At 47.2% G+C, this 22,645-nt stretch carries 24 protein-coding genes; 1 reads left to right on the top strand and 23 read right to left on the bottom strand.

Features of this window, described 5'->3' with window-relative positions:
- Window positions 1-20: 20 nt before the first annotated feature.
- The 20 genes from JWG39_RS07910 to JWG39_RS08005 all read right to left on the bottom strand — a co-directional run bounded on the left by JWG39_RS07910 (window position 21) and on the right by JWG39_RS08005 (window position 20,083).
- The gene (locus tag JWG39_RS07910) at window positions 21-671 is read right to left on the bottom strand and encodes a LolA family protein (protein WP_205218846.1); all 651 of its coding nucleotides are present in this window, start codon (window positions 669-671) and stop codon (window positions 21-23) included.
- Window positions 672-704: 33 nt separating this feature from the next.
- On the bottom strand, window positions 705-1,154 hold the full coding sequence (locus tag JWG39_RS07915; protein WP_205218847.1) for a hotdog family protein: 450 nt from the start codon (window positions 1,152-1,154) through the stop codon (window positions 705-707).
- 17 nt (window positions 1,155-1,171) lie between these two features.
- Window positions 1,172-1,909 (bottom strand): 3-oxoacyl-ACP reductase FabG, encoded by a 738-nt coding sequence (gene fabG, locus JWG39_RS07920; RefSeq protein ID WP_205218848.1) that lies wholly within the window; start codon window positions 1,907-1,909, stop codon window positions 1,172-1,174.
- Window positions 1,910-1,941: 32 nt separating this feature from the next.
- Window positions 1,942-2,733: a beta-ketoacyl synthase chain length factor gene (locus JWG39_RS07925; RefSeq protein ID WP_205218849.1), complete on the bottom strand. Its 792-nt coding sequence runs from the start codon at window positions 2,731-2,733 to the stop codon at window positions 1,942-1,944.
- Window positions 2,730-3,938: a beta-ketoacyl-[acyl-carrier-protein] synthase family protein gene (locus JWG39_RS07930; protein ID WP_205218850.1), complete on the bottom strand. Its 1,209-nt coding sequence runs from the start codon at window positions 3,936-3,938 to the stop codon at window positions 2,730-2,732. The genes JWG39_RS07925 and JWG39_RS07930 overlap by 4 nt, the downstream gene beginning before the upstream one ends.
- 121 nt (window positions 3,939-4,059) lie before the next feature.
- The gene (locus JWG39_RS07935) at window positions 4,060-4,317 is read right to left on the bottom strand and encodes a phosphopantetheine-binding protein (RefSeq protein WP_205218851.1); all 258 of its coding nucleotides are present in this window, start codon (window positions 4,315-4,317) and stop codon (window positions 4,060-4,062) included.
- A gap of 101 nt (window positions 4,318-4,418) precedes the next feature.
- Window positions 4,419-5,309, bottom strand: a complete 891-nt coding sequence (locus JWG39_RS07940) for a lysophospholipid acyltransferase family protein (RefSeq protein ID WP_205218852.1) — start codon at window positions 5,307-5,309, stop codon at window positions 4,419-4,421.
- A gap of 4 nt (window positions 5,310-5,313) precedes the next feature.
- Window positions 5,314-6,492: a DUF2062 domain-containing protein gene (locus JWG39_RS07945; protein WP_205218853.1), complete on the bottom strand. Its 1,179-nt coding sequence runs from the start codon at window positions 6,490-6,492 to the stop codon at window positions 5,314-5,316.
- Window positions 6,482-7,858 carry a lipid biosynthesis B12-binding/radical SAM protein gene (locus tag JWG39_RS07950; protein WP_205218854.1) on the bottom strand — a complete coding sequence of 459 codons (1,377 nt, stop codon included), beginning with the start codon at window positions 7,856-7,858 and terminating at the stop codon, window positions 6,482-6,484. The genes JWG39_RS07945 and JWG39_RS07950 overlap by 11 nt, the downstream gene beginning before the upstream one ends.
- A 71-nt stretch (window positions 7,859-7,929) precedes the next feature.
- Complete coding sequence (locus JWG39_RS07955) at window positions 7,930-8,463, bottom strand: beta-ketoacyl synthase N-terminal-like domain-containing protein (RefSeq protein ID WP_205218855.1); 534 nt, start codon at window positions 8,461-8,463, stop codon at window positions 7,930-7,932.
- A gap of 649 nt (window positions 8,464-9,112) precedes the next feature.
- On the bottom strand, window positions 9,113-10,417 hold the full coding sequence (locus JWG39_RS07960) for a phenylacetate--CoA ligase family protein (protein ID WP_205218856.1): 1,305 nt from the start codon (window positions 10,415-10,417) through the stop codon (window positions 9,113-9,115).
- Window positions 10,418-10,449: 32 nt separating this feature from the next.
- Entirely contained in the window at window positions 10,450-11,193 is a 744-nt protein-coding gene (locus JWG39_RS07965; protein ID WP_205218857.1) for a lysophospholipid acyltransferase family protein, read from the bottom strand.
- Entirely contained in the window at window positions 11,190-11,450 is a 261-nt protein-coding gene (locus tag JWG39_RS07970; protein ID WP_205218858.1) for an acyl carrier protein, read from the bottom strand. The genes JWG39_RS07965 and JWG39_RS07970 overlap by 4 nt, the downstream gene beginning before the upstream one ends.
- Window positions 11,447-12,676 (bottom strand): beta-ketoacyl-[acyl-carrier-protein] synthase family protein, encoded by a 1,230-nt coding sequence (locus tag JWG39_RS07975; protein WP_240192046.1) that lies wholly within the window; start codon window positions 12,674-12,676, stop codon window positions 11,447-11,449. The genes JWG39_RS07970 and JWG39_RS07975 overlap by 4 nt, the downstream gene beginning before the upstream one ends.
- Window positions 12,673-14,172: a phytoene desaturase family protein gene (locus JWG39_RS07980; protein WP_205218859.1), complete on the bottom strand. Its 1,500-nt coding sequence runs from the start codon at window positions 14,170-14,172 to the stop codon at window positions 12,673-12,675. Before JWG39_RS07980 ends, JWG39_RS07975 begins: the two co-directional genes overlap by 4 nt.
- Before the next feature lie 340 nt (window positions 14,173-14,512).
- Window positions 14,513-15,979, bottom strand: a complete 1,467-nt coding sequence (gene gnd, locus JWG39_RS07985; RefSeq protein WP_205218860.1) for a decarboxylating NADP(+)-dependent phosphogluconate dehydrogenase — start codon at window positions 15,977-15,979, stop codon at window positions 14,513-14,515.
- 371 nt (window positions 15,980-16,350) lie between these two features.
- Window positions 16,351-17,085, bottom strand: a complete 735-nt coding sequence (gene pgl, locus JWG39_RS07990; protein WP_205218861.1) for a 6-phosphogluconolactonase — start codon at window positions 17,083-17,085, stop codon at window positions 16,351-16,353.
- 9 nt (window positions 17,086-17,094) lie between these two features.
- The gene (gene zwf, locus JWG39_RS07995) at window positions 17,095-18,585 is read right to left on the bottom strand and encodes a glucose-6-phosphate dehydrogenase (RefSeq protein WP_205218862.1); all 1,491 of its coding nucleotides are present in this window, start codon (window positions 18,583-18,585) and stop codon (window positions 17,095-17,097) included.
- Window positions 18,586-18,857: 272 nt separating this feature from the next.
- Complete coding sequence (locus JWG39_RS08000) at window positions 18,858-19,481, bottom strand: RES domain-containing protein (RefSeq protein ID WP_205218863.1); 624 nt, start codon at window positions 19,479-19,481, stop codon at window positions 18,858-18,860.
- A 2-nt stretch (window positions 19,482-19,483) separates the two neighbouring features.
- Window positions 19,484-20,083 carry a helix-turn-helix domain-containing protein gene (locus JWG39_RS08005; RefSeq protein WP_205218864.1) on the bottom strand — a complete coding sequence of 200 codons (600 nt, stop codon included), beginning with the start codon at window positions 20,081-20,083 and terminating at the stop codon, window positions 19,484-19,486.
- Between the two features lie 208 nt (window positions 20,084-20,291).
- Here JWG39_RS08005 and JWG39_RS08010 point away from each other — a divergent pair, with 208 nt between their 5' ends.
- The gene (locus JWG39_RS08010; protein WP_205218865.1) at window positions 20,292-20,807 is read left to right on the top strand and encodes a hypothetical protein; all 516 of its coding nucleotides are present in this window, start codon (window positions 20,292-20,294) and stop codon (window positions 20,805-20,807) included.
- 376 nt (window positions 20,808-21,183) lie between these two features.
- On the opposite strand, the gene JWG39_RS08015 is transcribed toward JWG39_RS08010, so the two are convergent.
- The 3 genes from JWG39_RS08015 to JWG39_RS08025 all read right to left on the bottom strand — a co-directional run bounded on the left by JWG39_RS08015 (window position 21,184) and on the right by JWG39_RS08025 (window position 22,465).
- Window positions 21,184-21,381 (bottom strand): type II toxin-antitoxin system HicB family antitoxin, encoded by a 198-nt coding sequence (locus JWG39_RS08015; protein ID WP_240192047.1) that lies wholly within the window; start codon window positions 21,379-21,381, stop codon window positions 21,184-21,186.
- A 303-nt stretch (window positions 21,382-21,684) separates the two neighbouring features.
- The gene (locus tag JWG39_RS08020; RefSeq protein ID WP_205218866.1) at window positions 21,685-22,035 is read right to left on the bottom strand and encodes a hypothetical protein; all 351 of its coding nucleotides are present in this window, start codon (window positions 22,033-22,035) and stop codon (window positions 21,685-21,687) included.
- Window positions 22,036-22,111: 76 nt separating this feature from the next.
- The gene (locus tag JWG39_RS08025) at window positions 22,112-22,465 is read right to left on the bottom strand and encodes a hypothetical protein (protein ID WP_205218867.1); all 354 of its coding nucleotides are present in this window, start codon (window positions 22,463-22,465) and stop codon (window positions 22,112-22,114) included.
- Window positions 22,466-22,645: the final 180 nt, after the last annotated feature.

A 22,645-nucleotide genomic window follows, 5' to 3' on the forward strand; every position in this document is an offset into this window, starting at 1 on the left:
AGCGAAAAAATCGTTCTTGCCTAGTCATCCAGTTCACATTTGTTAAATAAAGTATCGGCAAGCGTTTCATTGAGACGCGATTCTGTGAAAATTATCCGGGTGAAGTCTCCACCTTTTTCATCTATCTCAATCATTATTGGCTGGAGATTTTCTTCGTCAAAGCGGATACGTACCCGGGATAAAAAATCTGCTATGGGCTGTTCACTTTTAAAACTGACAACAAGGGTTGCTTTGTCTTCTTTGTCCAGTTGATATTGGGCCGCGAGTTTTTGATAGTCACCGCCCAGCCAGCTCCAGAGTTGTTCGGAGACAATTTTCATTACCGGATCACTTGCAAGTGTGAAGGAGGCGGATTCCCCTTCTGCGTCACAACGAATACCTTTATCACCATTAAAAATAAGTGTTGAGGGGATTGGGTTGAGAAATTGCCAACGTAATTTATCAGGGCGCACAAGACTTAATTGTCCAGAGAAGAGTACTGGCCGGGCCAACATGGCAAGGTGCTTTTCCTGGCTGAACTGTGTCGTGTAGGAAGATGTTTTTTCGGAAGCGGCCTGGAGTTGTTGGAGAAAAACATCCAGTTCGTGGTCTTGTGTAACTGCAGCTGCACCGGGGGCCACGAAAAAAAGTATGGAGATAAGCAGCGTTGTGAGGGCGATGAAAAATTTCATATTGTATAGAGGGAGTGACCGTGGAACATAAGGTTATGTTTCCCGCAGTTCCTCCCATACTTTTAAATTTCCTTCTGCCAGGAGTTTTCCTTCTGAAAAAATCTGTCCTTTGACAAAGGTGATGGCGCCAAATGTAAAGGTTCTTTCCACTTTAATTCGTAAATGATTGCTGGCACGAGCTGAGTGTAAGAGAGAAAAATTTTCTAATCCAACGAGCATACCGGATCTCAGTTTTTCACCTGCCAGCAGAGTCGTGTACCCGTTTTGCAACGCGGCCGTCTGGGCAATGAGTTCTATAAAAAATTCGGGAAGAAACTCGCCATTATTATAGAAAATACCATCTGTTGGTAAGTGCGCCCGTGCGATCGCTGTATTGGCACTATACTCTGTTAAGCAATCCACTAAGAGCATAGGGGCTCGGTGTGGTAAGAGTTGTTCTGCAGAAATGGGCAGGGCAAAATATTTGTTTTCGGATTCTTTCATGACTGAGTTCTCATAACCTACATGTGCATTCCGCCGTTCACACTGATAACCTGACCTGTTATATAGCTTGCATCTTCACTCAAGAGAAAGCGAACAACACCTGCAACCTCTTTCTTTGTGCCCACACGGCCAAGAGGAATAAGGGGCAACATCTTATCGAGTGGCAGGTCGGTAATCATCTCGGTTTCTATTAATCCAGGGGAGACTGCATTAACCAGAATATTTCTTTTGCCCAACTCCCGGGCAAGAGCTTTTGAGGCACCAATGAGACCAGCCTTTGCGGCGGAGTAATTCACTTGACCTGCCTGACCAATTTCACCAGAAAGAGAGGCAATGGTGATGATCCGTCCTTTCCTTCGGGAAAGCATATAGCGAGAAAAAATACGGCCAAGGATGTAAAAACTGTTCAGGTGCACATCGATTACGGCGTCCCATTCTGCACGTTGCATCATCGGTAATAACGTATCTCGGGTGATGCCAGCGTTATGGACGACAGCAAAAGGTACATTCTGGATCAGCAGTGGTTCGAGCATCTCAGTTGCTGCCTGTTCGTCTGTCACATCAAAGGGGAGCAGGGTGCATGAACGCCCGCATGCCTCAATTTCCGCTTTAACAGCCTGGGCATGATCTGCAGAACTTCGGTAGTTGAGCCATATATCGTAACCGGCAGCCGCCAGGTTTACGGCAATGGCCGCGCCAATACCGCGACTGGCGCCACTTATGAAAACTATTTTATTATCACTATTCTCAGGCATGTCGGACCTTTGTTGATTGAATGAGATGTTTTTTACAGCTGCCAGGAACACGATGGTGAAATCTCAAGTCGTACTGTACTATGGGCTGCACGACTCACGCACACCATGGGGCTCTTTTTGTTTTTACTCAGATTTTCAGAAAGCAGGCGAGCTGTTTTTAACGGGTCCTGGTGGCTCCATTTCTCTTGATTTAGTGTTACGTGTTCTTCGCAGGAGAGATAATTGCAATCGTTTGTATCTGTGTTTTCTATTGTTAAAGAATCAATTGAAAACTGAGCTGTGGTCTCGTTGTTGGTGAGAAACCAGCAGGCGACACCTGGTTGCCATTCGTCGCTTTCCGGATACTGTTTTTGTCGTACATCCTTGAGTAAATTGCTGTAGGTCTCAACCTGTAAAACCAGGCATGAGGAAACTAAACCACTTTCTATGGTACACATTCCCTGTTCAAGTGCTCTAAAAAAGGGAAATTCAAATTCTGTGCAGCTCATGGTGCATCCCTGGATATTGAAAATATTTGCCATATAACCAACTGCTGAATTGGCAACAGAGTGCGAAAAGAGGGTAGGGGAAAGTGGATTTAAATGGACAATTTCTTTGAGTACGTCAATGTTTGTATTCATGGGACCAGTAAATGTACTGAGAAATATCCCACACGAGCATTTTTCCTCCGAGGTCTGGAGCATCTCGTCGCCAAGGACATTGTGAGCGGCTGCCACTCCGAGTCGGATGAAATCATCGGCCCTGCGCAGGTGTCTGGCTAATTGACTGGGGATTTCAATATCTGAGAGCAGGCCAGCATATATCTTGGAAATAAAGACCGTCATTGTGCACCCCCTTCGATAATTAATACACTATTAGAACCACCAAAGGCGAGTGATTGGCTTATACCAATGATACCTGCTAATGCCTGGCTTTCAGCTTCGGGGATGACAGGGAAGTTAAGGAGGGGATCAGGGTGGGTACATCCCACGGTACCAATAATATGTCCGTGATTTAAGGTCAGCAGAGTGAGAACTGCTTCAACTCCTCCCGCCGCGCCAAGGGTGTGGCCAGTGATACCTTTGGTTGAAACCATGGGCACGGAGGGATCTATTCCTGCTTCAAATACAGCCTGTGTTTCAGCAATATCATTTGACGGAGTGCCGGTGCCGTGGGCATTTATCATACAGATATCTTGTCGATTTATTTGCGCATCCAGTAAGGCAGCCCTGATGGCAAGTTGCAATCCTCTCCCCTGGGGATGAGGTGCTGTCGGGTGGAAGGCATCACCTGCAATACCATAACCTTTTACAAAACCCAGAGAGAGCTTTTTATGATCGCTCTGTTCATCACGTTCCATGATAAAGACACCTGCAGCTTCACCAGGATTTAATCCCTGTCGGTTTTTGTCAAATGGACGACAGCTTTCACCTGCAATGAGTCGTAAACTTTTAAACCCATTACAGGCAACCCGCGAAAGAGCATCTGCTCCTCCGGCAATCGCCAGATCGCAGAGACCTTGTTCGAGCCATATTTTCGCAAGACCAATTGCATCAGTGCCTGAGGCGCAGGCGTTGGTGATTACTACCCGTGGTCCGTTAATTCCTAAAAGACGTTGAATATAGAGGGCAAGATTATTATCGAAATATTGATGCAGAGGGGCAGGATCCGGGATTTCACCGTTTTCCCATTGCATATAATATGCTTCATTGTGAAAGGTGTTGCCCACAGTAGTCCCAAGAGCCAAACCAACACGTTTCCCACGGAGATCTTCAAGAGTGAGACCCGCCTGGTACAACGCTTCATCTATGGCAAAAAGGGCCAGTGAGATTGTTCGGTTGTGTGGTCGCAGATCGGATTTTGAGAGCACCTGGAATGTGGAATTCTCTTCATCAACATAAAAACAGGGTGCTTCAAATATTGAAGGAATAATTTTATTATTCACCCGTCTCTGTTGCAATGCATCCCAGGATGCAAGACTCGTGGCACCAGCAGCAGTAATACAGCCGTAGCCGATTACAGAAATTTCAGGAAGAATTCGTTTAGACATTAAAGCATTCCATGTTGTTATGGGTACTCTTATAAAGAATGTGTTTCTTAACCCGAAGACTTCATGAACACTTCGCTCTATGCAGGTGTGTTAATTTATGAAATATGGGGGGCAGAAAAAGTTACTCTATTTGTTGTTTTTCAATAAACTGTGCGAGGGCATTGATCGATTCAAAAACAGCTTTACCTTCTTCCATATCAGCAATAGTCACACCGAAACGTTTTTCTATAAGAAAGGCGAGTTCCACAGCGTCAAGAGAATCAAGACCAAGACCTTCGCCGAACAATTGACCTGCGTCATCGATGTCTTCTATGGCAACGCCTTGTATTTTTAGATCAACAACGAGTATTTCTTTAAGCTGCTGCTTTATTTTTTCCATTTTTTTACCAACGGCTGGTAGCCTGTGTTGTAATGGCAGAGAATACGAAACAGGCACAATAAATATTGGTTATTCAAGGTTCCCTGCTGTTTTTTTACGAGTTATTGTGCCCAGAAATTATAAAAATTATACCACTGAAACGGATATTCCTGCAGGTAGGATTCCAGCGCTTTCAAGTACCTGCCTGCGCATTCTTGTAACATGTCTTCACGACTGTCTCGACCCTTATACTCTGGATAAAAACAATCCCATATTCGTATCTGAAAATGTTTGCCACCGGTGTTGGCAGCAAGTATAACTATAACAGGTGCTTCAGCCGTTGCCGCGAGCATATACGCCGCAGTTGGTAAACGTACAGGTGTGTTGAGAAATATACCTGAAACAGGATGCCCTGTGGTGAGTCGATCACCCATTATTACCACGAGATCACCCTTTCTCAGAGCTGCAGCTGCTGTGAGTATACCACCACAAGGGCCGTTGATATCGATAACGGTAAAAGGCTTATCTTTATTCTGTAACTCAAAATAATGTTTTACTGCAGCCTGTTCGTTCATGTTCATAAGTATATGGATATGGGCAGAAATCGTATTGAGTTGGGAGAGTACTGCCTGCCAGTTACCCACATGGGCCATGAGGAGCACCGCACCTTTTCCTTTTGCCACCGCCAGCTCAAATTCGTGATGGTCTGCAGGATCTTCTTGCAATGAGGCTGTTTTACATATCTCAAGCCATGCCTGCTCTACCAAAACTGTACCAAAATGAGCGACTATCCTGCAGGTAGAAATAAAATATTGGAATCTGTTCATCTCTGGAAAACGTTTCACCAGATAGTGAGAGAGTGTCTGGTGGATTTTCCGGCTGCAGAGGACATAACAGGAAAGAACAGGAATGAGAAGAATACGCCCACCCAGGTATCCTCCACAGCGGATTGCCATATAGAAAAACCAGTGACCGAGTTTTTCAAGCTCAATGAGTATCTTTTTTTTCTCCATAATCTTAGTTTGCCTTTTTTGACCTTAAGAGCACAAACCTCAGAGATGTAAAATAAACAAGAGCGGCTCCAGTACAACCAAGCAATGGGCCGATAACCAGAGAGCCCAAAAACCATTCCCAAACGCGTTGTGGAATTTCGATCAACCATCTCTGCCAGGAAAGTTCGTATAAAAATTCGCCATGGAGCATATAGTGACCAAGTTCAATACAGAGAGCCGGGACGATCGGTGGCATGCAAAATTGGCTGGCTGCCACTGCTGCAACCTTGTTGAGATGTAATCTACAACAGAAATATATGATAACAACGGTATGGCAGGCGATCAGCGGCAGTGTACCTAAGAATAAACCACACCAGACAGCCACCGCCAACCAAAAAGGAGACGCATTTTCATGGCATATTCGATTGAGTGTTTGCCAGGGATGTTTTACGTCGACGATGGGGGGTTGCGGATCTTTTTCTTCCACAATCTGTTTCTGTGGCAGTGGCAATAATCGTCTACAGATAAGAGCGGTATGGAGTTTTGTGAGACGCCAGTTATCTCGTCCTTTTTTAAAGTGACTTACCCTTTTGTCAGCCGGTGGATAGTGTACGGAAACGGGGACAGATCGAGCATCGAGACCTCGCCATATCGATTTGACTAATACCTCTATTTCAAAATCATAACGGCTGTGAGAAAGATTCAGGGCACGCATTTCAGCCACAGGATATAACCGCATTCCACTCTGGGTATCTGGAAGGTCGCAGCCACATTCCAGCCGTACCCAGAAATTGGAAAATACTTTGCCAAAATGACTGGATTGCGGCACCGTATCCTGAATCATTTCTCGGGCACCAATTATGATAGCGGGCCATCTTCCCTTTTCAGCTTCCGCAATCAGTTTGACTGTTTCAAGCGGATTGTGTTGACCATCTGCATCCACAGTGACAAGAGCTGCATATCCATGTTGTGCAGCGTATTGGGCTCCCGCCTTGATGGCGGCACCCTTCCCAGAGTTCCGGGGAAGTTGCAGGGTGAAACAGGGGAGATCCTGCACGGTTTTAAGACCACCGTCACTGCTGCCGTCATCCACAACCAGGACGGGATAACCTGTTTCAAGTGCCTTGCTCACTACATCAGCTACAGTGGCGGCATGATTATACAGGGGGACGACTATCAGTATTTTCGTGGTATCAAGTTTCATTAACCCGTTTCTTTTTTTTCAGTAGAAGATCCCAGGAAGGTCCAACAAATCCGAGTTTATGTACAGCTGCAATATGAAGATTCAGTTCATGACAGGGATATACACGCGCCATATTGCCTGTGAACGATTGCTTTATGGATTCTTCCATCTGTTGCCGACTTATCCCTGGAGAATAATAAAATATTGGTGACAGCAACGACTGTTCTTTGGTAATAAGACCCTCAATAATCGCGTGCTGGTAAATGGCCGTGCCGGGCAGTATACGAATACCAATAAAAGCAAAAACAACACTTGAGGTAAGTTTTTCTATGTTCGCGAGGCCTTGAGAGAGAGTTCTCTCGTTTTCTCCGGGACCACCAAATATTATAAAGTGGGCACAGGAGATTTTTTCTTGTGCCATCATCGCATCGATTGCTGTCACCTCGCTGAAGGTGAATCCTTTCTTTATGCCACGCAGCGTTTCATCTGTTGCTGCATCGGTTCCAAGTTCAGCGGCGGCGAGACCCGCTCTTTTTAACAGCTGGATATCGGAGCGGCTGATGTTCTGTGGACGGAAAAAGGCGCACCATGGAATAGATACTTCCTGGCGGATGAGTTCTTCGGCAATTTCGAGATACTTGCCTGCCGGATCGTTAAAGACGCTATCGGTGAAAAATATATATCGAGCACCAAAATCGCGTATCAGTTTTTGTACTTCTTCCACAACCTGTTTCGGCTCATAGCAGCGAATCTTTCTCCCCTCTATTGTGGGATATGAGCAGTAGCTGCACTGGTAAGGACAACCACGTTTTGTCTGTACATTCAGCATCCCGCCACGTTTGGTGTAGTACCGGGCTATGTGGGGGGTGAATTCATTACAGGGGACGAGTCTGGCAACAGGTGGAGATGTTATAATCTTATCATGAGGTAACCGTTCTTCTACAATTTCCTGGGCAAGCCACGGCATAATCTCTTCGCCTTCACCAACAACTGCATAGTCTGCGTGGAGGAGGTGGAGCAACCTGTCAGGTATTATAGAGACAGCGGGACCGCCAATAATGATCACGGTTTCCTGCAGACGGCGTATCAGTTCAGCAATAGCAACAGCACCACTGAGGTAGTTGTCGGGGCAGGCACTGTCAACGGTATCAATATTGCGGATAGAGAGCCCGATAAAGTCATATTTTTCAGTCGTGAGCAACTCGTGAAGAGCTTCTAAACCATTGTCCGCCAGCATATCAAAATGTGCAGTCTCATGGCCATGTTGTTTCAGTGCACCGATAATACATGCCGCACCAAGAGGGTAGACGGGGTAGGGAACAAGGACTTGATTAACAGATATAATCAAGCTCTTGGAATGTCTGGTCACTGTGCTGTTTTTTTCCACAATTACGCCTTGTAATAAATTGACATGTGTGACAACGAGGAGTTGTTTTCCTCTTCAGATCTCCGATGTGTTCAGCGCCGGACTGTTGTTATCTGTACGGAAAAAGTGGTTGTACCATTTTCCTCATAATGATCAAAATCGCAGGCAAACATTATATCGAGATTTGCTTGTGTTTTCAGTAAGAGAGCTGCTTCTTTCTCCGCTGTTGGAAGCGGGGACTTCGTTGCAAAGAGCGCGTATACAGGACCGGTGAGGCCAAAAGTAAGAGCAATTTCTGCAAGAGGAATATTTGCCAGGGTATAGCCAAAAAGAGCAGGGCTTGCCAGGGCGGAATTTCCATCCATGGTGTCGACAAATGCCTGGTCGGTAAAGAGTGATCCTCTTGTCGTACTCCCAATAAGACCCGCCCGTAAGCCTTTTTCGTCCAGTCGTTCACCGATTTGAAGAAGATCCTGATCTTGTAAGAGGCTGGCAAATTCCACGATCAACAGTCGGCTCAGGGGAGACATTCTTCCCCAGCGCTTTGGCAGAGTGCCCAGCAATTCTGTGACCTGTGGATCGGCATGGGCATCCAGTAATCCCTGTTTCATCTCAACTGTGATCATAATCTCTCTTTTGCATCCTCAGTTCGGTTCCGCTGGCATAACAGGTTTTCGGCAAGGTCATCTCTGGTGACATGACAGATGCGTTCCCGGCAACCATAACCGGGTACCTTGAAACAGCTTGTATTTCGTTCATATTCGAGGCACAGGAGGAAATTTATTACAGCCATGATTGATACATTCCTCTTAAGTTATGCATCATTTGGGGGCCCAATCGTGGTTGTACCTGCTCTTAGTAATTCCACTGTTATCGTTACATTTCCCGTCACAGTGTAGACAAGGCATGCCTTGTCTCTACAACACCATTGCTGGAATCACTGTTGTAGCGATTTTTCACCAAGGATGTGTAATGTCACCGTTATCACCCCGTGGTAATGATATGGCATGTATTGTTTCACGAGTTATCGGTGATGGTTGCCATTTCGCTGATTGCCGCCACCGTAGAGACAAGGCATGCCTTGTCTACACAACAACATTGTGGGAAACCACTGCCGTGCCGATTTCCCATCAATAGTGATGAATCAATACAAAATGGAAATGGTATGAGATCTCAACATCTTGTTCCTCGCTTTGTCGGAGGATAAATTTTTTACTGTAACGAAGAAGATGGGTGAAAGAGCTGGTACAATCTCTTTGCCTGAATCTGCAAGAGTTATCGATAATCAAAAAATTTTCGAGGTTTACGTCCGCCATCTTGACTCATCGTCGCCTCTACCTGGGCTGTTGGGAGTACGGTGAATGCTGGTTTTACCCGTAACTGTGCCTGGAGCATTTCTTCTATTCGTTTGCTGATATTTACGCTCTCGGAGCCGATAACCACATTCAGATCATCAAAGCCATTGGAGGATTTGCGTACCTCGACGTATGCTCCAGAGACTTCGTCAATCTGCTGTAATACATTGAAAATAGTTTCCGGGTAAAGGGTTGTTCCTTTGTATTTTAGTCGTTGGGCGAGACGACCTTCCACTGGACCAAGTCGTTTGTTTTTCCAGCCACAAGGGCACGGTGTACTGTACATACGGCTTATATCACCGGTTTTTAGGCGGACAAGGGGGAAACCTTCGACTCCAAGTGGGGTAACAATAACTTCACCAGGGATTCCATCGACGACAACGTTTCCCTGGTCATCAACTATTTCCGTGAGCATCAATTCAGGATGTATATGTCCACCCTGGGTGGCTTTACACTCACTAAAGGCTGTTTCAAACTCAGTGGCGCCATAGGATGAATAGATATGTGCTCCCCAAAGAGCAGCAATTTTTTCTCCCATTGGAGTGAGGAGATGATCGGGCTTACGGACAGATTCGCCTATGGTGATTATAGATTCCACCGAAGAATGCGTTGGATCAATGCCTTCATCGACAGCCCACTGGGCGAGATCACGTAAGAACGTTGGCACACCAACAATGACCTTCGGATTAAGGGTGTTGATTGTATTCCATTGCCGGGCTGGTTGGCCGGGGCCGCTCCGAATGGCTGAAGCACCGAGTGAAGTAATGCCGGAATAGTAGGCGAGACCTGCAATAAAACAACGATCAAGTGTAACTGTAAGCAGTACCCGATCATCTGGGCGCACACCCGCACCATAGAAAGCAATGGCCTCGTTGAACGCCAGGCGTTTGAGGTCACTGTCGGTATATGGAACAATAACCGGATTGCCCGTGGTTCCAGATGTTAAGGCAAAATCGCGAATAGCTTTTTCATCAGGCAGACCAAAATCATCTGCGTAACAGTCGAGGTGTTCCCGTGTGGTAAAAGGTAATTGAGATAATTCAGAAACGGATCGTAGATTATTGATATCAGCTTTGCTGATTCCCAATTCTCGCTGGTAAAAAGGAATGTTGAGAGTATGGTGCAGATGTTTTTTCAATAATGGGAGCTGAATCTCTTCTTGCTTGTGCAGGGAAGCGTGCCGCAAAGAAATCGCCTGCTTTATATCATATTTATTATCAAACATAATTATTGCCTCTTCACATGGCAGGTGGCTGATCAATCAAAATGGCCGTATTCTTTAAGAGTGTCTTCTATCGTGGTCTGTACATGACGTCGCAACAGTTGGACGTCATCTCTTCTATTGGTTTTATCTTCAGGGTAGACGGGGTCAAGAACCACAAGCGTTACCTTGCCGCATGAGAGGAACCGTTCACCTGGAGCCATAATGTCTCCTGAACCGACAATGCAAACAGGGACGATGGGGGTGCCGGTCTCAAATGCAAGCCGAAATGCTCCGGATTTAAATCTGCTTATCTGCCGGTCACGCGAGCGATGTCCTTCAGGCCAGATAATAACATGACAACCTTCATTGAGCATCTTTTGGCTTTTTTCGGATATTTCGTGCCACCCCTTCTCTGCGTTTGCATAGCCAGATATTCCCATAAAATATTTGTATAGAGGAATTTTGAAAGGCCAGGAGGTCACAAAACCAGTTTCTACAGGAATGGCACCAAAGAGGTATGGATCAATGGCGGAGTTGTGGTTCGCCACGAAGATCGATTTTTTTGGTATTTTCTTCCCCTGATAAATGACTTTAACAGGTGCAAAAAAAGGTACTTTACAGACAAGAAGCCAACCGTAAAAACGTATCCCACGCCGCATGGCAGAACCAATACTGATCGATGTATAAACCATGATTATGGGGATAACAAAAGGCGATATTATGACGACTATGATGGTGATGAGTGTGAATGCTATGAAAAAATAACAGTTCCACAATATTTTTTGTGCTGCTCTCATTCAACTGTCAATTCCGCTTTCTTTTTTACAATGAAGTTCACTAAATCACCGATTGTCCAGATCGAACGTATATCTTCTTCGTTGGCAAGTTTAAGATTAAAAGTTCTCTCTAAAACGATGACCATGTCAACGGCGTCCAGACTGTCAAGGCCAAGTTTTTCATAGAGAGAAGCCTCCAGGGTTATCTCCTCTTTATTGAGCTCAAATTCTTCAGCAAGCACATCTACGATCTTTTGAAAAACTTCTTTATCTGTCATGGGAGTATGTTTTGTCGAATTGCAAGTGAGGTGTTAACGCCACCTAATGCAAAATTATTTTTTAATATTGTCTTTAAACGAGCAGGCTGCTTTTGAGTCACCAGGGCAATCTTACCACAACGAGAATCTATACTGGTTAAATTACGCGTAGGAATGATTTCCTGTTGGGCCATCATTTCCAGTGTCGCGATTATCTCCAGGGCACCGGATGCACCAAGTGTATGGCCAAAATGACCTTTGAGAGAACTCACCGGAGTTGTGCTTCCCAGCACATGTTCTATGGCAACTGATTCTGCAATGTCACCACGTTCTGTCCCAGTGGCATGGGCGTTAACATAATCAATATCTGCAGCTGCAATTCCAGCTTCAGTCATTGCCTTTTTCATGGCTCTTTCCATGGAAAGTGTTTCAGGATTGGCGATATGACCACTGTCGGTAACATTGCCAAAACCAACAATTTCGCCGTAGATCTTTGCCCCGCGTTTCCGGGCGGATTCCAAATCTTCCAATATCAAGACTCCACTTCCTCCCCCACAGACGATACCATCTCGATCTTTGTCAAAAGGGCGACAGGCACATTCTGGATGGCTGTTTTGACGGGATCCAGCTCCGAGTAAATCAAAAACACTGGTAACCGAGGGATGGGTTTCTTCGGCTCCACCGCACAGCATTGCCTGCTGTCTGCCAGCTTTTATCAGAATATAGGCAAGTCCTATAGCCTGGGATGAGGAGGTGCAGGCACTTACCGGCCCCCACTGTTCTCCTCGAATTCCTAAAGCTAAACAGACATTAGCAGAGCAGGTATGTCCCATGGACTTGAAGAATTCTCCTGACTTGATACCTCGTAGAGAATTGTTTGCCAGGTACTGAGAGTAAAAGGCCTCATAGGCTGAGGGGCTGCCAATGGTTGAGCCGATAGCCACTCCAAGGTCGCCAGAAGAAAGCAGTTCTGTGCTGATACCACTGTCTCTCACTGCCTCCTGGGATGCAAGTGTAGCGTATATTGCCATTTTTCCCATGGTACGACGCTGTACTCGGGGAAGAATCTTAAAGTCGAAGTCGGGAACTGGTGCGGCCAGGTGGCTGCATAGACCTTCAATTTTTAACCATTCTGGCATATATTGGATAGCGGAACGTCCCTGCCATATATTTTCCAGCAGTGCCGAAACTCCCCGGCCAAAAGGAGACACAGCCCCTCTACCGGTTATAACTACTCGTCTCTTCATAGTCGAATACTTCTCCAGAGATCTTCCAAACCAAGTATTTCACCAGCACTGACAAGTCCAGCAACAGATGCTCCAACGACTCCAGTCATAAGAGTAGACTGGCCACTTAAATAAAAACCAGATAAGCGTGTACGAACGTCAGGGGTATATTGTCCCAGACAGTGCATTGCCCCATAAGTACAGCCTGAAGGTGCAGATAATTTATCACGAAAGGTAAGAGGTGTTGCAGTGGCAAGAGGCGTGAGGGTGCCTGATATCGCCCCCCATCTCTCTTCTGCTTTTGTGACCATTTTGTCAGTAATGTCAGCCTTCCAAGCAGTGTATTCAGGTGATCGACGTGGAGAATCATTTTTGAGAAAAGGTTCTACATCTTTCCAATATCCTGTCGAAAGCAATGTAACGTCATTACCATGACCATGCAATTCTTTTGAACTTGCTGGAGCCCCACTTGTCATCAGCATTATTCGTTGATTGGGTGCGAGCATGCTTTGCGGAGGTAAAATTTCGCCTGTTTTTGGAAAAATATAATAATTCAATGCACCGGTCGTGCAGTCGACAAATTTTTCAGATTCGGCAAAAACAGCAAACATGGAGAGACTGTTTTGCAAGTTTCGCACGCGGGATTTGTATGCAGGCCGAAAGACAGACGGTGGCAAGAGCGCGAGCGACTGGCCTGGATGGCCAGTGTAAATAATCTGTGAGCAGGTAATTTCTTCGCCGGAATAGAGTGTTACCCCGGTCACTGCACCATTCTTTACCTGGATCGAAGTCACTTCAGCATTGACTGACAGGGAGGTGCCGGTGGCGCGGATAGCATCCACAAAGCTATTGACCACACTTTGGCCGCCACCAGCAACCTTGTATGCACCTGAGTAATATCCATGCGCCACAAGGGAATGAACTTCAACAGAGGCCTTCCGGGTTGGTACACCGTACAGAAAACCTGGGGCTTCAAGCACAGAGCGTAATAATCTGTCTTCTATTGTCTTATCTAAAAAGGAGGAAAGGGAGTTTACCTGATCTTTATATCCCCGCAAAAACGGGAGGAGGGGGAGATCTGTTTTGTAAAATGGGACATCCTGGCAATTGGTGCGGATGGTTTTAAGATATGTCTTGATGCCATTTTTTTCATGAGGGAAGTTTGCGATCAACTCTTCTTCCAGGTGTTCGTAAGAGAAATAACCGCGAATGACTTTTCCTGTTGCTGGATCTTCAAAATGGTCATATCCACCCTGGCTGGCGGGGATAATGTTCACTTTGTCGAGCACACCGCAGTGTTGCCAAAGTAAATTTAATATCTCTCCTTCGCCGAGGCATCCCGTGTAGTGAAACCCAATGTCGAAAGCGTGGTTTTTTCTGGTAAACTGGCGGATGGAACCACCAGGGTTTCGGTTTTTTTCAACGAGGACAACTTCTTTGCCATGTTTTGCAAGGAGGGCTGCTGCGGTAAGCCCGCTTATTCCACTGCCAATAATAACGACATCTGCCTTCACCATCCCCCCTGTACCAGTTGTTTTCCAGATACCCTGTTATACCATTTACATTTTGTATTGACCAGAGAACGCGACTGCGTAGACATTTTTTTTGGCGATTACGAATGGATAAACAGGATGTAAAGAGCTTTCCTTTGGCAAAAAGTTTTTCGCTGTTCCGTCTTTTGCTTTTCCCTGTCTCCCGTCTCCTGTCTCCCTTTTCCCGTCCCTGCCTTTGAATCCGCCAATACAAAATGGAAATTGTATAAAAGGTAAAATGAGGGAAGCGAAAAAATATTCGCCTCCCTCATTTTATTTGAGTGTATCGCACACTCTGTGCCTTTGTGAGGTCTCTGAATATTTCTCAAGCCTCATACGTCGTAGAACTCGTCTTTCCCCCATGTCCAGACCAGTCCGTGTGGAAGAATTCACCTCGCGGTTTATCCACCCGCTCGAAGGTGTGGGCGCCGAAGAAGTCACGCTGAGCCTGGATCATGTTAGCCGGGAGGCTGGCGCAGGTGTAGCCGTCGAGGAAGGTGATTGCGGACGTCATTGCGGGCATTGGCAGGCCGATCTCCACGCTTTTGACGACGATTTTTCGCCAGGAGTCCATGTTGCCGAGAAGCTGCTTGCGGAACCACGGTGCCGAGCCAAGGAAGGGGATGTCCGGCTCAGAGGTGAAGGCTTCGGCAATGTCGCTGAGGAAAGCGCTGCGGATGATACAGCCAGCGCGCCACACCTTCGCGAGCTGAGTGTAGTTGAGGTTCCAATTATACGTTTCTGAGGCCTCGCGCATCAGCATGAAGCCCTGGGCGTAGCTGATGATTTTCGAGGCAAGCAGTGCCTCGCGCAGCATCTCAACCCATGCCTTGATCTGGTCGCTGTCGCCGGTGACCGGCTCGATTTTCTTTTCGAATATCCGGGCGGCGTCTACACGCTCCTCTTTCAGTGCGGAGATGCAGCGGGCGAAGACTGCCTCGGTGATGAGGGTGAGGGGGATACCTTTATCAAGGGCATCCATGCCGGTCCATTTCCCGGTTCCCTTTTGTCCCGCAGCGTCAAGAATGTTGTCGATAAGGTGTTCTCCGCTTTCTTTCTCGCGGTAGTTGAGGATGTCGGCGGTGATCTCAATCAGATAACTGTCCAGCTCGGTTTCGTTCCACTTGCGGAAGATGTCGGCCATCTCATCATTGGTCAGTTTCAGGCCGTCCCGCATGAACTGCCAGGCTTCGCTGATGAGCTGCATATCGCCATACTCAATTCCGTTATGCACCATCTTTACGAAATGGCCTGCGCCGCCGGGTCCGACCCAGTCACAGCACGGCTCTCCGTCTTCAGCCCTGGCGGAGATATCCTGCAAAAGCTCTTTCACCTCAGGCCACGCCTTCGGATTGCCGCCGGGCATGATGGAGGGGCCGCGGCGTGCACCTTCTTCACCGCCGGAGATACCTGCGCCGACAAAAAGGATGCCTTTTTTCTCCAGCATGTCAACGCGGCGGACCGTGTCCTCGTAGTTGGAATTGCCACCGTCGATGATGATATCACCCTCGTCGAGCAGCAGGCTGAGATTGTTGACAAAAGTGTCTACCACCTCACCGGCGCGGACCATCAGCAGAATCTTGCGTGGTCTTTTCAGTTTGTTTACGAGACTGGTCAGTGAGTCGGCACCGACGATGGCGGTACCCTTCGCCGGGCCTTTGAGAAAGTTTTCCACCGTGCTCCATGTGCGGTTGAAGGCAATCACTTTATAGCCGTGATCGTTCATATTGAGACAGAGATTTTGTCCCATTACCGCGAGGCCGATAACACCAGCCTCTCCTTTTTCTCTCATCTTTTCTCCTTTTTGATTCCCCTTGTGGCAACCTTTCGCCGGGTCTCCTTGAGCAACTCTCTCATGAACTTTATCAAAAACGGCCTGTCATTACACCGTATAATACCATTTACATTTTGTATTGGCGGATTCAAAGACAGGAGGACGGGAAAAGGGAGACGGGAGACGGGAAAAAGCAAAAGAAAGAACAGCGAAAAACTTTTTGCCAAAGGAAAGCTCTAAGCATTCGAATAAAGGCATTTTATATATAAAAACTTTCGAGTGTTTCGCTGGCTGCCCGGTCTTTGTCTTTCCGCCTTTTGTCTTTTGCTTTTTGCTTTTCCCTTTCTCCCGTCTCCCGTCTCCCTTCTCCTTTTCTCTTTCTCCCTTTTTTATGACATCAACATCGCCGCCGCACTGTCGAGATACCATTCAGTGATTCCGCGGGTGGAGCGAATGCGTGCTGCCGGCCAGGGCAGGGTGTTGAGATCACAGCCAGCCGCGTCAATCTTCGTGCGAATCTCTTTCAGCAGTTTCGCCTTCGATTTACCAAGGACGAGATAGCTGATGCGGTCCGCTGCCTCTATCAGCCGTACTGTTTTGCTGATACGCAGCTGCCCGCTTTCGGGCTGGGTGGCAATGAAGATAAGGCGGGGATCGGCAAAGTCGGTCTGGTCCGGAAAGAGAGAGGCGGTATGACCGTCGCTGCCCATGCCGAGGATAATCCAGTCGAAGGCAGGAACGCCGTCGGAATGTTTCGGCACGAACTCATCAATCTCGCCAGCGTAGCGCCGCGCCTCAATCTCCGGTTTTTCTTCACCATGGATGCGGTGGATATTGCCCGCCGGGATGTTGACGTTGCGCAACAGCAGCTCATACGCAGCACCGAAGTTGCTCTCCGGGTCCTCCGGGGGCACGCAGCGCTCATCGCCCCACCAGAAGTGGAGGTTTTCCCAGTTGATATTGTTCGCGCAGACCGGTTCTGCCAGCGCCGCAAAGAACCGTTTGGGCGTACTGCCACCGGAAAGGGAGACGTGCACCGTTTTTTTGCTGCGGCTCAGAGCGAGGAGATTGTCACAGAGGGCACGGATGACCATTGCCGGACTGTCGTAAATTTTCCAGTTCATCGACGCTCCCTATAATTCACAGTATTGTTCAGAAGTGAGATTGCGGCAGGGAGTACGCCATTCGCGGCCGTCCCGCTTCAGCAGATTGATCGCCTCCAGGGGACCCCAGGTCCCGGCGGCATAGCCGTAAAGTGATCCTTCGGCTCTTTTGTAGTCGAGCACCGGCTGGATAAATTCCCAGCAGGTTTCCACGGCGTCGGATCGGGCGAAGAGGGTGGCGTCGCCCTTAAAAGCGTCGAGGAGCAGGCGCTCATACGCGTCGAGCACGTTGCCGCTGCTGAGATTTTTATAATGAAAATCCATCCCGACTTCGGTGGTTTCAAAGCCTGCACCTGGCGTTTTCAAGCCAAAATTGATGAGGATGCCTTCGTCCGGCTGGATGCGGATAACAATTTTATTCTCTGAGGCATATCCGGCGAAGAAAGGGTGGGGTGTCTTTTTCAGGTAGAGGACGATCTCCGTGGCGCGGGTAGGCAGTCGTTTCCCGGTGCGCAGGTAGAAGGGTATGCCGCTCCAGCGCCAGTTGTCGATGAACATGCGCAGAGCGACAAAGGTTTCAGTGCGCGACTGAGGGTCAACCCCCGGTTCGTCGCGGTAGGCGGGCAGTTTCTCCCCGCGTACGGTAGACTCGGTGTACTGGCCAAGCACGAGGTTTTCTCGGAGATCTTCTGCACTCAAGGGGCGGAAACACTGCATCACCTTCACTGTTTCGTCCCGCATGAAGCTGGCGTTGATCTTTGAGGGTGGTTCCATGGCCATCATGGAAAGTACCTGCAGAAGGTGGTTCTGCAGCATGTCACGCACGGCACCGGCATCGTCATAGTAGCCGCCGCGCTTTTCCACACCGATAAATTCGCAGCCGGTTATCTCCACATGGTCGATATAGCGGCGGTTCCAGATCGGTTCAAAAAGGGTGTTGGCAAAGCGGAAAACCAGGAGATTCTGCACTGTCTCCTTGCCGAGATAGTGGTCAATGCGATAAATTTGTTTTTCATCGAAACTTCGGTGGATGCGGGTGTCGAGCTGTCGGGCGGAGGCAAGGTCGTAGCCGAAGGGTTTTTCCACGAGGAGACGTTTGAAGCCGTCGCTTTCGTCATTCATCCCTGCCGCCTTGAGGTGTTCGGGGATAATGCCGTAGAGGCTTGGCGGGGTGGCGAGGTAGTAGATGACGTTGCCGCCGCAGTTGTGGCTTTTGGCCAGTGTGGCGATCCGTTCTTTGAGTTCACTAAAATTGCCGCTGTCGCTGGTGTCGACCGTCTGATAACTGATATGGCCGCTGAACGCCTTCCAGGCATTACGCACGGTTTCAGATTCTTCCGTAATAGCCCCGGAAAGGTGTTCTCGAAAACTCTCGTTGGTGTAGATGCTGCGGCTGGCTCCAATAATGGCGAAGTCTTCCGGCAGGAGGTTGCTGGCAAAGAGCCGGCAGAGGGAAAGGATGAGCTTGCGCCGGGTGAGGTCACCGGAAGCACCGAAGATAACGATGATACTATTTTCCATGGAGTATTCCTGATGATAGAGGGAAAATCTATTTTTATGCGTGCGGAAGCATGAGTTCAGAGTAAGAAAAGTTGAGAAAGGAGTCAAGAGAAAGGGAAAAGCAAAAAGCGATAAGACAATTTTTTCACCGCGAAGAACGCGAAGGAACGCGAAGAAAGGCGGGAAGGACGGGAAAAGCAAAAGGTCTTTGTAGAGACGCCCAATTGGGGCGTCTGTTCCACTGCCTTTGAATCCGCCAATACAAAATGGAAATGGTATAAACAACTCTTTAATTAAATCAGAATGTAGTTCAGCTTAACAGCGGCATTCGATAAAACCGTGATCATGCCAGGGTCGCCGAGTGCCCTATTGAAGGCTGGCGTCACTGGTATTGCGGTTTCTGATCTATCGTAAAAAGCAACAGCAGGTTGATTTGCATACATTGCCGAGCCGTACAGCAGGCCCTCGACATTCGGGTAGGCAGAATAAATTGCCTTTGACCATTTCCTACTCTTTGCCTTTGAGCCGGAATTGATTGCCATTGATGCGCCTGCTTTTGTGGGCCATAGATTTGTCAGGTTCAGCAGTTGAACGTCCCGCACCGTCTCGAATCTCACTATCCAGGGGTCGTTCCTCCAGCGGTCAATCGTTCGTGTATCCTGAAAGACTTCTGCAATACAAGTCGGACCATCCTCCGCAAGATAGATGATGGTTCTTTGTTGAACACGCTTTGGATGAGTATGGTGATCAAACTTGGAGTTGGTCGGACCATACTGTCGAAAATTATTCCATGTGGTCGGATGGGGGCCGCCTCGAAAATAGACCCGCCAGAGTTTCGCCCCGGCGGGAAGGATGGTTATATCCTCACCAATTGCCCTTAACTGCACCTTTGATGGTGGATCAGGGAATGTTGCCACTGTTAAAGATCCTCAGCAAGTTCAACCACTTTCTCGGGAGGGTTTCCCATTAATAGCCAGTCACGCGGGCTAAACCTGTGCATAAGCCGGGAATTTTCCTCTATGGGGGCTTCAAGATCGGGATTCTCGGCCATGAACCAGGAAAACACCGACACGGGATTGAGCGAACGATGGAGAGCAGCAAGGACTTTTTCTATCCCCGACACAAGCTTGCGATTATGAAACTGAAACATGGGGAGACGCCATTTCGAGCCTTCTTTTATGCCGTACAAGGATCGCTGTCCCAGTCTTTGCCGCACACGGCTCGGATCAACTCCGAGCATATCTGCCGCCTCTTTCACCGACTTGGATGTAGCCAATATTTCGGTATAAAGTACTGTATACCTGGCAATAGGATCCTTGCTCCCATGACGCTTGGGTGTCAAGTCAAAGCCGCCTTCTTCAAGCTCTTTGGATTCGGCTTTGGAGAGCTCATGCCTGGTATTTTCCAGGTATACGACAGATGGCCGCTGCTCGATTGCATCAACCAGCATCTTTATGAGCGTCTCCGGTTTAGACGTTATTCCGTGGGCATGGAGGAATGCAAGCGTTTGACGTTCCATTTTTTGACTCCTTACAATTAACGTTACCTACCAGTGTTACTTATTGTTAAAAATAAACCTGTTTCAAACAATATGCAAGTGCATTAGCCGTATTTTAATCCAGACTTACTGAACTTATTAACTCACTGGCTTATCCGTGTGACCGGTCATGAACGTTCAAATAACCGGCTTGACCGGTTGATTTGAATTTAAGGAAGTCTTCCGGCAATTGCAGCGCGGTAAGATCTTCAACGAGGATGCCTTAAATTCCAACGCACCGTATATAGAAAATCTTGAGGCTAATAATCTCCATTATATCCTGGGCGCAAAGCCGGGAGATCACCAGTTTCTTTTTCAGTACGTGGACGATGCCGTGGCCAGGGGAGAGGGCATGGAACTGACGGTAACCCAACAGAATACGCCCCACTTAACGCATTGCTTTCGTGTCGTTTATAACGCTCCTCTCAATAAATCACACCAGAATACAAGGGTTACTTTTGTCGAATACTGGGAAGAAAACAGTAAGACCGGCAAAACACAACACTTCACCTGGGTTACCGATTTGACCATCACCGAAGAGAGTATCTTTCATTTTATGCGTGGTGCCCGTGCCAGGTGGAAGATTGAGAACGAAACGTTCAACACCTTGAAAAATCAGGGCTATCAATTCGATCATAATTTTGGCCTCGGCAAGAAACACCTGACTGAACTCTTTGTTCTCCTCATGATGTTCCTTTCTCATTGATCAGATTCTGCAGTTATGTTGCCCTCTGTTTCAGGCTGCCTGCAAGAGATTTAAGACGAGAAGATTATTCTGGGAAAATGTACGCAGTAAATTTCGGGAGTTTTACGTCGAGAATATGGAGGATTTATATCGTTCCCTGTTGGTGTACAATCCGGTTCCGCTGCAATACTGACGCTATAATCGGACTAATATAAAAGATGAGATCCCTGCTCGAAAAATACTGACAGGGGCAAATGGATTAGTGTGTCAAAAAGACATCATAAACACGGCTGGTTTCCACTCAATTTGCATCTTGTTGGTCAAAAACCACATTATACTTTTTGGTTTTGTACTGAATTCACAGCCGATGGTAGTAAAATCAATTTCAGGCCGTTTTTTAGCTCCAACCGGGAATAGCTGTACAGGCAGTAAGATAGTCGTCAACTGACTCTTGAAAGGCTGTTTCCAACTCGGTGACAGATTCGCCATGAAAACCAACAACATCACGGATGCCAATAATATGGCCGACAAAGATATGATCCTCAGAGTCAAATTCAACTTTGGCGAAATAGCCTTTATGATTCATCCCTTTCATGGTGTCTCTCCTATTTTCTTTATGAATTCACGAGCATCCTTAATGCGATACCTCAAAGCTTCTCTCTCAGGATGTGGTCTGTGAAAATCGTTGCCAAAGTTTTTTGGTGTTTTGTTTTCATACTAATTATGATAGCGAATAATGATTGCGTAGAACAACAGCTCAAAATAGGCAAGGAGGCTTTCCAACACCCGCGCATTACCTGTACCCAAAGTTACGAAGAACTCGTAAAAGGCCCATTTGGGGGTCTATAAATAAATATTGAAAGCAGCGTTCTTTGGGTTTCAGAGTGCATGCGTATTGTTATCCATCCATTTTTAGTTCATATCTTGCCGCTATGACCTCGCACCATTCGTCTTCGTTGTTTGATATGACAAAATGATGGAGTTCTTCATCCAATGATGCAGTCGAGTCCTCTCTGAGAGAACGAATATCATCAGAATCCATTATTTCGAGAACCTGTGCCTCCGGCAGATTCTTATAGCCATTAGCCATGCGGTACAAAAAAAGATAGACAGTACCGAAGGAAATAATCTGTTTTTTATTTTTCCAATCGATAAAGGATAACTCGACTTGTCCTTTCGAGAATGTAAAGCAAAATTCACCCTCGGGATCATTTAGGTCAAGTTGATTTTCAATTCTATTATAGTTCATTCTCATTGCTCTTGGCTAACAACGTTGAGCTATGCGGCTGCCGTGCCAGACGAACGGGACGAACGGGGTCATCTGATTACTCGAAATTAACGTCCCATTCAGAGGCGTTTATTGAGCCTATATCTTCATTTCTACCATCATATTCGACATTATAGGTTCTGTGTTTTTCACGAAGTTGAAATCCGATGTCATGTTCTAAAACTTTCCGACCTTTACCACGAAATCCCAATTTCGAATGAATTGTTTCTAGAAAACTTCGGCTTCCTACAGCTACACTTTCACTCCAACCCGGTTGCCTGCCGCAGGTCCTGTTGGTAACGGATTCATTTACCAATTCTTTGTGAGTCTCTCGGAAGGTACTATAGGATGCAAACCCTGTAAGTTTCGCTAACTTTTGATAATCAATGAGCACTGACTTCCTTTTAGGCATCTGGATTTCATTATATCCACAAAAAGGCCACTCAGAGGGATGTGCAACGACACCAGCTATTCCCGGTTGGAGCTAAAAAACGGCCTGAAATTGATTTTCGTACCATCGGCTGTGAATTCAGCACAAAACCAAACAGTATAATGTGGTTTTTGAGCAACAATATGCAAATCGGGTGGGAAC

The organism is Desulforhopalus vacuolatus (assembly GCF_016918505.1).
GTDB classification, from domain to species: domain Bacteria; phylum Desulfobacterota; class Desulfobulbia; order Desulfobulbales; family Desulfocapsaceae; genus Desulforhopalus; species Desulforhopalus vacuolatus.